The sequence below is a fragment of the Pseudalkalibacillus sp. A8 genome (assembly GCF_045920555.1).
In the GTDB taxonomy this organism is placed as follows: Bacteria; Bacillota; Bacilli; order Bacillales; family Fictibacillaceae; genus Pseudalkalibacillus.
Genome location: NZ_CP174509.1, coordinates 4,386,420 through 4,398,476 on the forward strand (window position 1 = coordinate 4,386,420; position 12,057 = coordinate 4,398,476).

General features: G+C 41.2%; 10 protein-coding genes, 1 tRNA gene and 1 pseudogene. 1 reads left to right on the forward strand and 11 read right to left on the reverse strand.

From position 1 onward, the window contains the following. Window positions 1-8: 8 nt before the first annotated feature. The 8 genes and pseudogenes from ACJROX_RS22530 to ACJROX_RS22565 form a co-directional block, all read right to left on the reverse strand. The gene (locus ACJROX_RS22530) at window positions 9-1,100 is read right to left on the reverse strand and encodes a hypothetical protein (RefSeq protein ID WP_408007446.1); all 1,092 of its coding nucleotides are present in this window, start codon (window positions 1,098-1,100) and stop codon (window positions 9-11) included. Between the two features lie 295 nt (window positions 1,101-1,395). Further along, window positions 1,396-1,857, reverse strand: a pseudogene (gene tnpA / locus ACJROX_RS22535) (IS200/IS605 family transposase). A gap of 192 nt (window positions 1,858-2,049) precedes the next feature. Next, window positions 2,050-2,760 carry a DUF6710 family protein gene (locus tag ACJROX_RS22540; RefSeq protein WP_408007447.1) on the reverse strand — a complete coding sequence of 237 codons (711 nt, stop codon included), beginning with the start codon at window positions 2,758-2,760 and terminating at the stop codon, window positions 2,050-2,052. A gap of 141 nt (window positions 2,761-2,901) precedes the next feature. Further along, window positions 2,902-2,977, reverse strand: a tRNA-Ala gene (locus ACJROX_RS22545). 157 nt (window positions 2,978-3,134) lie between these two features. After that, complete coding sequence (locus ACJROX_RS22550) at window positions 3,135-4,745, reverse strand: FMN-binding glutamate synthase family protein (protein WP_408007448.1); 1,611 nt, start codon at window positions 4,743-4,745, stop codon at window positions 3,135-3,137. Between the two features lie 108 nt (window positions 4,746-4,853). Further along, window positions 4,854-6,572: a pyruvate oxidase gene (locus tag ACJROX_RS22555; RefSeq protein ID WP_408007449.1), complete on the reverse strand. Its 1,719-nt coding sequence runs from the start codon at window positions 6,570-6,572 to the stop codon at window positions 4,854-4,856. 137 nt (window positions 6,573-6,709) lie between these two features. After that, window positions 6,710-7,417, reverse strand: coding sequence for a chitin disaccharide deacetylase (gene chbG / locus ACJROX_RS22560; protein ID WP_408007450.1), 708 nt, complete (start codon window positions 7,415-7,417; stop codon window positions 6,710-6,712). 71 nt (window positions 7,418-7,488) lie between these two features. Further along, window positions 7,489-7,788, reverse strand: a complete 300-nt coding sequence (locus ACJROX_RS22565; RefSeq protein ID WP_408007451.1) for a YggT family protein — start codon at window positions 7,786-7,788, stop codon at window positions 7,489-7,491. Window positions 7,789-7,874: 86 nt separating this feature from the next. Here ACJROX_RS22565 and ACJROX_RS22570 point away from each other — a divergent pair, with 86 nt between their 5' ends. Next, the gene (locus tag ACJROX_RS22570; RefSeq protein WP_408007452.1) at window positions 7,875-8,630 is read left to right on the forward strand and encodes an ion channel; all 756 of its coding nucleotides are present in this window, start codon (window positions 7,875-7,877) and stop codon (window positions 8,628-8,630) included. Here ACJROX_RS22570 and ACJROX_RS22575 read toward each other — a convergent pair. From ACJROX_RS22575 to ACJROX_RS22585, 3 genes are all read right to left on the reverse strand, one after another. Then, the gene (locus tag ACJROX_RS22575; RefSeq protein ID WP_408007453.1) at window positions 8,627-9,031 is read right to left on the reverse strand and encodes a YugN-like family protein; all 405 of its coding nucleotides are present in this window, start codon (window positions 9,029-9,031) and stop codon (window positions 8,627-8,629) included. The genes ACJROX_RS22570 and ACJROX_RS22575 overlap by 4 nt on opposite strands. A 197-nt stretch (window positions 9,032-9,228) precedes the next feature. Then, window positions 9,229-10,581, reverse strand: coding sequence for a glucose-6-phosphate isomerase (locus tag ACJROX_RS22580; RefSeq protein WP_408007454.1), 1,353 nt, complete (start codon window positions 10,579-10,581; stop codon window positions 9,229-9,231). A gap of 99 nt (window positions 10,582-10,680) precedes the next feature. Next, window positions 10,681-11,877 carry an MFS transporter gene (locus tag ACJROX_RS22585; protein WP_408007455.1) on the reverse strand — a complete coding sequence of 399 codons (1,197 nt, stop codon included), beginning with the start codon at window positions 11,875-11,877 and terminating at the stop codon, window positions 10,681-10,683. Window positions 11,878-12,057 lie beyond the last annotated feature (180 nt).

Below are 12,057 nucleotides of genomic sequence, written 5' to 3' on the forward strand. Positions count from 1 at the left end.
AATCCTCCTTAACTTAATTTGTTTTTGGCGTGGATGACCAGTTTGTAATACTTCATGGCCTCTTCGATGTTTCTCTCTTGTTCATAATATTTCGCCAATTCCTGACTAAATTCCTCTAAATTTCCCCAATATTTTTTGTCGAGAAACGAAGAAATTTCTTCTCTTAGTATATACATGTAATCCTGAAGGTTTAATGTATGCTTTGCTTTTAGTATATTCAGCTTTCCAAGATATTCAGAGTCCTGGGTGTGTCGACAAACGTCATAGCATTGGGTTACCCAGTACATTGCATGATCAACTTGTCTAAGTCTAAAATACTCTTTTGCCATTATGTACATGGTTTTTACTTGGTAATGATATTGATTATTCTCCACCATCCATGTAAGGCTATTTTCTAAATACTCAATTGCTTTATTCGATTCCCCCATTTTTGAGTACATCCATCCCAGGTTCTGCAAGGACACCGATTCAGTTTCTAAACATTTTAAAAGTTGAGCATATTTTAAAGCCTTATTCAAATAATATTCAGCGCGTTTATAGTTCCCGAGGAGAATATAATTTGTTCCTAGTAAGTTTTTACAATCGGCTGTACGTGAATGATAATGTTCGTCTGTTTGAAATATTTCTAGACCCTTGAATGTATGCTGGATCGAATTTAAAATATTCATGTGCTGTGAATAAACCGATGCTAATTTATAATGGAATTCTGCTGTCTCAATAGGGTCAGGTATAGAAGTCAGCTTTTTTTCTGCATAATGAAAGTGGGCTAGGGCATCTTCATAATTCTTTTGTTTATATAAGTAGATACCTTTGAAAAAATGATAGTAATATTCAAGCATATCGTCCATCTCATTTTTTCCTTGATCGATTTCAAACATTAGTAGATCTGCGTCTTGCATAGTTTTGGAATGGATCAGATTGTACCGAAAAGTTAAAAGCGAGTAGTAAAGAAGCAGATTCTGATTCTCCTCCATATTGTTAATCTTTTCATCAATCTCTTCCTTTAATTTAAATGCTTTTTCGACATTACGATCACGAATCATTACGTACCAGGAATTCAAAAGGTTAGTCATCTCACTTGAACTTACCATGACTTTCATTTTAATTATCATCTCCTTTTAATAATACGAATGACGTCTATTTACACAGTTTTTCGACTTTCTTCTAAAAAAACCTTTCTATTATTGATAGATAGTCCATTTACACTATGAAAAATGAAGAATGGCAAAAAAGCCCTAAATTTGTATTATTGTAGAACATTGAAATCAAAACCACCAGTGTGAACTGGTGGTTTGCTCTGCGGCTGAAAGCCTTTGTTACCGGCCTAGGCCTCAAAGGCCACCGAAAGGGTTTCCCTCCTGCACCACACTCACTCACGAATTCTAAAGAATTTCTTTATTTCTTCCGATTTTTCTCTCCTGTAAATGGGTCATACTCTTCAAATAATGTTAGCTGATCGGCCATATAGTCTTCTTTCAGCTGATTTCTAATATAGTCTTGTTTTTGTTTCTTATTTCTTCCCACTGTATCAACGTAGAACCCTCGGAACCAGAATTTTCGATTCCCATATCGATATTTTAAATTGGCATGCCGATCAAATATCATGAGACTACTCTTCCCTTTTAAATAGCCCATAAATTGAGACACACTTAATTTTGTTGGGATGCTTACCAACTTATGAATGTGATCTGGACAAGCATTTGCTTCGTGGATGATTACACCTTTCCGTTCACTTAAGTCCCTGATAATTTCGCCTATACTCTTTTTGTATTTTCCATAAATAATTTGTCTTCTGTATTTCGGGGCAAATACAACATGCTACTTACAATTCCATGTTGTGTGTGCTAAACTGTTCATGTCCTTCACAGGGCACTCCTCCTTCTATGGTGAGATGAAGTGGTCGGGAAACCAGCTTTATCCTACCATGAAGTGAGGTTTTTTTATTACCACGCTATAAGCTCCCTGGAACCCCCGGCATAGCCAGGGGTTTTCTAAACCATTAAAAAGACGCCGTACTTTAAAGCGGCGCCCATAATGAAGGATTTCGTTTTAGAAAGTTATTTTTTTATCATTCATCATTCTTCCGATTTCGAATATAGCAGCAAACTCAAGATTCTGTACTGGGGCAATTACACTATTATCCTCAGTTCTATAAAAGTTAAGCCCATCACAAGAGACATGATCATAGATTTCACTTATGTCATCTACATTCGATGTATTGATCACCCCTTCACCTCTTATTATTCCTGAGGCAATTGAATGACTTCCGCCATGAACCCATACGATTCCCATCGGCATCCAGACTTCAACTTTATGATTGAGATCATCCTGTGTCCACGGTCCCCAATCTCGATCAAAGCCGATTTTTGTTAAACTTTGGACCAATCTGGATCGCTGCCAAGGTAAAGGTAAAATCAAATCCCGTTTCAACTTGATCGTTCTTTCTAAGTTCACTTTCTTTTTAAAATCGTTAAGTTTCCTTCCATCTGGGGTTATCGGTACAGTATGGGAAAATAACAATCTTTCCAGCGGAGGCGCTGATGTCAATGTCTCATTGCATTGAAGTAAATCTGAAATCATTTCAGATTGGGTTTTTCTTCCTAGAAGACAAATGACGTCAATGATGGGATGTTTCGATTTAAAGTTCACCTCCCCTTTCTGTATGACCGATTCAGCGAAATTCAAAATATGTTGAAATCTCTTCCGTCGTTCCATCTCAAGGTCTCTGCCCACCATCTTGACCATCAGTTTTTTAAACAAAAAACCAACTCCTTCAGTTTATGAAATTATATGAGGAGTTGGGCGTAACCTATTACACAGTATGGTTTTTGGGAAATGACAATATTGTTAAATAAAGGTAATTAAAAAGCCCTTGAACCAAGGACTTGTTGTGATCTGTTATGGTGGAGCATAGCGGGCTCGAACCGCTGACCTTTTGGCTGCCAGCCAAACGCTCTCCCAGCTGAGCTAATGCCCCTTATCTATTGATGGGTAATGCAAAATAGGTCACATCTTGTATTGTACTTCGTTCAAGTGAATACGTCAATTGGATGATTGACGATCCGTTACTTTTTCGTTTACAAAATACAAAAGAAAAAAGTCGATCTTAGCACGGAGATGATCGACAATCCATGTCAACGCACGGTATTTAGGGGCTGTTGATGCCGGTTACCAAATTCCATATCCTCCATGGATATCATTCGTCCATTTTGATCCTTGTAAATGATATGATCCCTTGTAAATTTAGTCGGCGTTTCAATTCCAACAGAAGCTGCAAGATGGAAGAGCCCTTCCCGTAAAGATAAAATGTAGTTGCATACCCTGTAAGACTTCTCTTCTATAATCAATGCTTTCTGCAGCTTAGGATCTGTGGTGGCGACTCCCACTGGACAATTATTCGTATGACATACTTGCGCTTGGATACATCCAACCGAAAACATCAGTCCTCTGGCGATATTAACAAAGTCAGCTCCTAGACCTAACGCTACAGCCACTTTGTCAGGAGTCAGAAGCTTACCAGATGCAAAAATCTTCACTTTCTCACGGATACCGTATCTTTCCAATGTATCGTGAACGAAGGGGAGAGCCGTCTTAATCGGAATCCCAGTCGAATCAGCAAGTTCTTGGTAGGATGCCCCTGTTCCGCCCTCGCCTCCATCAACCGTGATGAAGTCAGGGTGTTTCCCTGTTTCAGACATATATGCTACCAGATTCTCAAAATCATTTGTATTTCCTACTACCATTTTGATACCAACCGGTTTACCACCTACATCTCTCAATTCGTTTATGAAGTCTAACATCTCCTCATTATTCCCGAATTCCTTGAACCGGTTAGGGCTGTCAATGGATTGCCAAGGTTCTACGGTACGGATTTCAGCGATTTCAGGAGTAACTTTGGAGCCATCAACATGTCCTCCCCTGGTTTTCCCACCTTGGGCCAATTTCAATTCAAATGCTTTCACTTCTTTATGGTCACTCTTCTTTTTGAATTCTTCCCAGGAAAACTTTCCGTCTTTGGTACGTACCCCAAAGAGTCCTGGTCCTATTTGGCAAATGATATCTACCCCGCCTTTTAAATGATATTCAGAAAGCCCTCCTTCCCCCGTGTTCATCCATGTGCCTCGGGCTCGGGACAGGCCTATGGATAAGGCAGTAAGTGCCCGATCACCAAGCGAGCCGAAACTCATAGCGGATTGACCTACCAGACCTCTTACTTTAAAAGGATGGCGGGAAGTCCTTTCACCGATGATAGGTGAATCCTCTTCGTTCAATAAGAAGGGATCAGCCTGGATATCTTCCCTATGTTCTTTACGTAAAAATAAATTATCCTTATCAATCTGATAAATTTTAGTTTTCACCTTATCGTCATTGTCTACCCCTAGTTCATTCCTCTGAACGGGGAACATGGTATTCCGGATATAAAAACCCTCTTTTGAAAAGTCGCGTTCTGAACCGAAACCGAGCATCCTGGATTTGTATTTCCCGGCTATCACTGTATTCTTGAATTCCCTTCTTGAGAATGGCGTTCCTTCATTATCATTCAGATACAAATATTGTCTGAGTTCAGGACCCATTTTTTCTAATATATACCTCAACTTCCCGAGGATAGGAAAGTTCCGTAACACAGCATGTTCCTTTTGCTTCTGATCGGTCCACCACAAATACAGGACAAGGGAACATGGCGCAACAAAGAAGAATAAGAGAATCACGATAAGGAATACGAGTATGAAGATATTCAGATCCATATGAACCACCTCCCTATACCAAAAAATCAATAAATACAATGGAAAGAACGGTATGAACCCAAAAGCCCTTCACCAGTTATATGTTCCTTTTATCGAAGTAGTAAGGCGTTAAAATAAGCGTTTCAGTACCTTTTTTAGTGGAGGCATATCCATTTCATGTTCCTTGGAGAATTTTTTCATGACATGCTTCGAGTAACCTGCAGCCTGGCCGTATGTGATCTTACCAGGTAAAGGTGGCTGATCCTCGATTATCACATCGATGATGATGGGCTTCTTCTCTTGGGAAGCCTTTTTAAAGGTGGGACTCAACTCTCGATGGTCTGCCACAGTATATCCTTCACCCCCGCACGCTTTTGCAAATGCTGCAAAGTCGATATTTTTGAGGTCCGTTCCATATTCCAGATGACCTTGTTCTTCCTGTTCGTATTTGATCATCCCGATCTTTTGATTATTCATGATTACCACAATAATTGGCAAGTCGTATTTGACAGCTGTGACAAAATCATGCATGACCATCGAAAAACCTCCGTCCCCACAAACGGTTACCACTTGCCGTTCAGGATAAGCAAGACTACCGGCAATCGCCCCTGGTAGTCCACAACCCATTGTCGCCATCCAGCTTGAGATAAGGAATTTTTGATGGGTGATCTTGAAATGTCTTGCCATCCACACTGTCACATTTCCGACGTCTACAGATACGATCGCATCATCATCAACGACTTCTAGTAGCTTTGGGATGACTTCTTGCGGTTTGATTGGAGAGGATACTTGATTTTCTTCCTTTTCGATATGTCTCCACCAATTCGCCATATTTTCTTGACATTTTTTCAAGAAGGACCTCTCTTCGGTCATTTGCAGTTGATCGTTCCATTTCTGGAGCGCGATGGCTGCGTCTCCTACAATGCCTACCTTCACTGGATATCGCTTGCCTATCTGACTTGGATCAAGATCGATCTGAACAGCCGGAGCTTTATCGGGCAGAAAATCTCTGTAAGGAAAAGAGGTGCCGACCATGATAAGCAGATCGGTTTCTTCCATGGCCTCATAGGCTGGTTTGGTTCCGATCTGTCCGAGCTGACCAAGGTTGTAGGGATGTTTATCAGGTAAAGTTCCTTTCGCCGGTAAAGTGAAAATGATCGGTGCGGCAATTTTTTCTGCAAACCTTACCAGTTCTTCCCTGGCCGATTTCGTTCCTGTACCTGCGAGGATGACTGGCTTTTTGGCTTCTTTTATGTATTTCAAGCCAGCATCCAGGTCCTCGGCAGAAGGAATGTGCTTTGAAACAGAGTTCGTCTCCGTCAGGCTCGGTGTATAACCTTCGATTTTTTCCATGGGAATATCGTCAGGAATGACCAAGACGGATACCCCTTTTTCAGCATACGCTTTACGTATTGCTTGGTCGAGCAATGAAGGAAAAGATTCTGGAGATGAAACCCTTTGGCTGAATACCGATACATTTTCAAACATTTTCTCAAGATCAACCTCTTGAAAAGCATCATGGCCTACTTTATCCGTAGGGACTTGTCCAGCTAAGACCAATACAGGGGCATTGTCTGCTTTGGCATCATATAAACCATTGAGTAAATGGATCGCACCGGGACCCCCGATCGAGAGACAGACTCCGATCTTACCTGTTAATTTCGAATAAGAAGCAGCAGCTAACGCACCTACTTCCTCATGTCTTATTTGAATGAATTCAATGCTTTCTTTTTCTCCTCTGAGATGTTCAACAAAGTTGTTGATCGAATCACCTGGTAATCCAAAAATATGGTTGATACCCCAATGTTCAAGAACTCCAGCTGCTGCCTTACCTGCAGTATGCTTCATTTCAGTTCCCTCCAAATGCTTGTTTCTAATTCGTTACCACAAAGCATCGGGAGTGAAACAAATCAGTGTCGTAAAAACTGTAACCTCAAGTCCTAAAGTACTTAGGAGCCCTTGCTGAGTACCTTACATCTGTTTTTTTATGATAAGACAAATCGCTTGTTTAAATTTGTCTTGATCAAGATCTCCAGTTCTTCTGCTCTCTTTTCGCAATAAGAGGAACCGTTTATCAGTTCTTGGTCGATATATCCGGGGTGGCACATGACCTCGACACTAGAAACATCTTTTACCCTTATGTGTAACGTAGAAAAATAGGCTTCAGTAACATTTTCCCAGATAAAGTCACTATAGAAAACATCGGTCAACAGTTTCATACCGTGGACCTTTTCGCTAAAAACATTGCGTACTGGCAAATCATATTTTTGGGATAACCTTTTTACGATTGGAAGCAGTTCGGGGTGTTTGTGCATATGATGATGACTGTCAAAGTGTGTGGGTTCGAGTCCCATCCTGAGGAAGTGTTCAATCTGTGCTTCCCATTCTATATCGATGTCCTTAAGCTTTGAGGATAGGTCCTGTTGAAGATCACTCGACAGGATGAATTGACCGTCATCGTTCGTCAGTGAAGGGACATTTGGGGAAATAGCGTTTCCGCACGTCAGGGTCAGATGAATACCGACACGTAAGCCGGGATTGTTTTTCGCTAACTCAACTGCATGCTCTGTTCCTGGCATATTCACAAGCATCGTGGTTGAATTCACGATCCCATATTTATAAGCATCGATGATTCCATGGTTTACTCCTCTGGAATAGCCGAAGTCATCTGCATTTATAATCAATTTTATCATGAAAAAAAACCGCCCCATCCTTCTTTTCTTTCATTGTAGTTGGAGCAAGTGGTTTAATAAAGTAACCTGTATCATTTATTTCCCGAGTTCAGCATCAGGATGAATTGGACGAGGAAATAGGATAAGATTGCATAAACGATCAATGCAAAAATACTCGTCAGTTCCAATTCATACCGCCCTTGAATGACAGGCGTAGGAAAGATATTTTGAAAAGGTGATAATAGCGGAATCGTCAAATTATAGACCCATTGGACAAACGGTGTATAGGGATTTGCACCGAAAAGCTTCAGGACAATACGCAATAAAATGAGTGCTTCGATAATACCCATGAACAAGTTGATCAAATAAATACCAAATGGCCTCCGTTTCATCTTCATTCCTCCTTTCTATAAGTTTCTAACAATTAAGATATGGTTATACTGCTGATAATGACTCTACTTGACCATAGGTGAATGGAATGAAAACAATCACTTTGCAATATTTACGTCTTCCGCCTATCGTGCGGTTGATCATCATCGTATTTTCTGTAATTTTTATTTTTGGAATGACAATCCATTTTATTGAACCAACCAATTTTGGGTCCATCTTTGATGGGGTCTATTGGGCGATCGTGACTGCAGCCACAGTGGGTTATGGCGATTTTGTTCCAAAGTCAGGTTTGGGAAAGCTGATGGCGATTTTGTTGATACTGATCGGAACCACTTTTATTACTTACTTTTTTGTACAGGTAGCTGGATATACAATCAAGCGTCAATCTGGACTCATCAAAGGTGATGTCGCGTTTGAGAAAAGCGGGCAAATCGTCATCATTGGTTGGAATGAAAGAGCGAAAGACTTGATCGAGCAGATCCACAATCGAAATCCTGAACAAAAAATCGTCCTGATCGATCGGACACTTCCCCAGAATCCTTACCAGTATGGTAATATCCATTTCATCCATGGAAAACCATTTGAAGATCTGACCCTGCAGAAAGCCAATGTCCAGGAAGCAAAAACAGCCATTTTGACTGCTAACAATCAGGTCAGTGAAGAACAATCCGATATGGATGCTATCCTCACTTTATTAGCAGTAAAAGGAATTTGTCCAGTAACGTATACGATCGTTGAGATTTTGACGCCTGCACAATATGAAAATGCGAAACGTGCAGGTGCGGATCATATCATCCACACATCGAATATTGTAAGTCTAGCCTTTTTTGAAAACCTCCGTTAATTGAGGAGCTGTTCCTCTAAATCCCGAACCATCTCTTCACTGACTTGGATCCATTTATCGTCGATGGAGCCATCTGGGTCCTGAGGTTCTGAAAACTGGTTGATGGAGGCGGCGGGATTACCGACATTCGCGTTGTCGTCCAGACCTCTCTGATAGACATGATGCAGGAGATAAGGGGTTCGGATACTGACGATACAGTCATTTTTGTCAAGCTCTCCCTTAATCGCCTGAAAAGGAATCCGGAGATACATATAACCTTGTTCGTCATCAAGCTTATAATCGAATGAACCGTGATCGTAATCCCAGCCCCCGCCGATGTCATACCCTATTGGTTTGAGCGTATATTCCAGTTCATTCAATTCAAACTGCTCTCCATCTAATTTCGATTTTATTTGAATCATATTCGTTTCTCCCTTCAGAAATCTATATCTTTATCGTAACCACTCTCATCTGTTTTCATTAAAGAAAACTTGGCAAAGCCAAGACCTAGATGTAGGCTGAGCTATAGTTGCACTTATAACTGAAGAAAGGATTTTATACTTTCTTAAGTGTAAAAAAGGACTGACTCTTTGAGAAGTCAGCCCTAGTTTGCATCCATTTATTTCAATCGATGTTCTAATTCTTCTTTCAATTCTTCAAATCCTGGTTTCCCAAGCAATGCGAACATGTTTTTCTTGTAAGCTTCGACACCTGGTTGATCGAACGGGTTCACACCTAAGAGGTATCCACTGATTGCACATGCTTTTTCAAAGAAATAGACCAAATAACCGAAGTTGTATGCGTTAAGTTCCGGAATGTTTACGACAAGGTTCGGCACTCCGCCATCTGTATGGGCAAGCAATGTTCCTTGGTATGCTTTCGTATTAACGAAGTCCATCGTTTTGCCAGCCAGGTAGTTGAGTTTATCAAGATTCCCTTCGTCCTCTTCGATTGTCACTTCTTTTCTAGGCTTTTCAACGTTCAAAATTGTTTCAAACAAGTCACGGCGTCCTTCTTGTACGTATTGACCAAGTGAATGAAGGTCTGTAGAAAAGTCAGCAGCCGCTGGGAAAATCCCTTTGTAGTCCTTCCCTTCACTTTCACCGTAAAGCTGTTTCCACCACTCTGCTACATAATGAAGCGCAGGCTCATAATTGACCATCAATTCTGTCGTTTTTCCTTTGTTGTAAAGGGCATTCCTTACAGCCGCATATTGATAGGCTTCATTTTCAGCCAAGTTCGGATTGTTGTATTTGTTACATGCGTCTGCTGCACCTTTCATCATCTCATCAATATCGATTCCAGTAGCTGCAATCGGAAGAAGACCAACTGCAGTCAATACGGAATAACGACCACCAACATCGTCAGGAATGATGAAGCTTTCATAACCTTCTTGATCAGCGAGAGTTTTCAGGGCCCCTTTTTCGCGATCGGTTGTTGCATAAATACGCTTGCGTGCTTCCTCTTTTCCATACTTCTCTTCTAAAAAACTGCGGAAAATACGGAAGGCGATTGCTGGTTCTGTCGTTGTTCCAGACTTCGAGATGACATTGATCGAAACGTCCTTGTCTTTCAATACATCAAAAAGGTCCTGCACATACGTAGAACTGATATGATGCCCGACAAATATGACCTGCGGCGTGTTGCGCTCTTCTTGATTCAACATGTTGTAGAACGAATGGTTCAGCATTTCAATTGCGGCTCTCGCACCAAGGTAAGACCCACCAATTCCGATCACGAGAAGGACTTGCGAATCGGATTTGATTTTTTCAGCCGCTTTTTGGATACGGGAAAACTCTTCTCGATCGTAATTTTCCGGTAGGTCGACCCAGCCAAGAAAATCGTTTCCGGCCCCAGTCCCGTTATGTAACGCCTCATGCGCTGTTTTCACTTGATCTGTCAAATGGTCAATCTCATGTTGACCGATAAATGACAATGCTGTTGTATAATCAAAACGAATTAAAGATGTCATAATACCCCTCCGTCTTCTAGTACTACTTCATAAATCACTTTATCGGAATAAAAAATCGAACGCAACCACTTCCCTTAATGTAAACGATTACACCCTCAATTATTTCAGATCTTTTAATTTTGGCAGGAAAATAACAACGATCAGGAGTAAAAAACTGGTACTTATGATCCCGGTCCAGGCGAAGTGATCCCAAAGTTTCCCGACTGCTGTACTTCCGATTGCTACGCCGACATAGTAATTGATCAGGTAAAAGCTAGATGCACCGCTTTTATGATGTGTCGCTGTCCTGCTGACAAGGGCCGCAGCCATCGAATGAGCGATGAAAAACCCTGTACAGATCATTCCGAGTCCTATTAGGATGAGCGGAGTATAGTGGATTGCTGTCAGCCAAGTTCCGAGCGCCAGCAAGCTGAGCCCACCGAACAAAACCCGTGAAAGGCCGACTCTAGGCGTAATACGGCCAGCCATTGGAGGGGCTAGCACACCTAGAGCATAGGCAAAGTAAGTGAATGAAATCATTTTCAAAGTCCAGTTGAAAGGTTCGCTATGTAAATAGAATGGCAGGTAGGTCCAGATGGCTGTGAACATCGTTTGCAGAAAAAGCCCCATGATGAACAAGGGAATGAGACGTGTATCCGTCAAATGCACAAACATACCTCTTAAATCTGAAACAAGGGTAGCTGGTTTTTTCTTAAAAAGGCGTTCTTCCGGCAATAAAAAGAGAAAGAGCAGAATGACGACGACTCCGAAACCGGATAGGCTCAGAAGTGTCGTCTGCCAGCTGAAAAGATCTGTGAAATAACCCGCAAAAACTCGACCGCCCATTCCTCCAAGTGCATTGCTTGCAATGTAAAAAGTCATCGCCAGGTTCAAATGATGATTATCGATTTCGTCTGCTAAGTAACCCATGGCGGCTGCTGGAACTCCTGCAATGAAAAAACCTTGCAAAAACCGCAAAGCGACGATGAGTGAAAAGCTTTCTGCAAAGGGCATTGCAAATAGAGTAGCGACTGTTATGATGAGCGATAGGTTCATGATTGTCCTGCGGCTATATCGGTCAGCCAGGAAACCGAGCACGAAGAGTCCGATGATCATCGTTATGACTGATGATGACACCAATAAACTTGAGTACGTCGGGGTTATGTCAAATTCTTTTACAAACACAGGCAGCAATGGTTGGAAGATGTATAATGTCGAGAAAATAAGTAGGGATGCCACTGCCAGCGCAAGTATGATACGCCAGAACTTAGGACTTTGCTTCGTATATGGCAATGTTTTTTCATGTTGAACATCCATTGTCTTCATCCTTTTGTAATCCGAGTTCATTTGCGGAAATTCAAATTTATCGGCGATAATTCAATTTTATCGGCGGATTTAGGCGTTTTATCGGCGATAATTCAGTTTTATCGGCGATTTTTAAATATTTATCGGCGAAACGACATCAGACGACAATAAACGAACCCTAGTTATAAAATA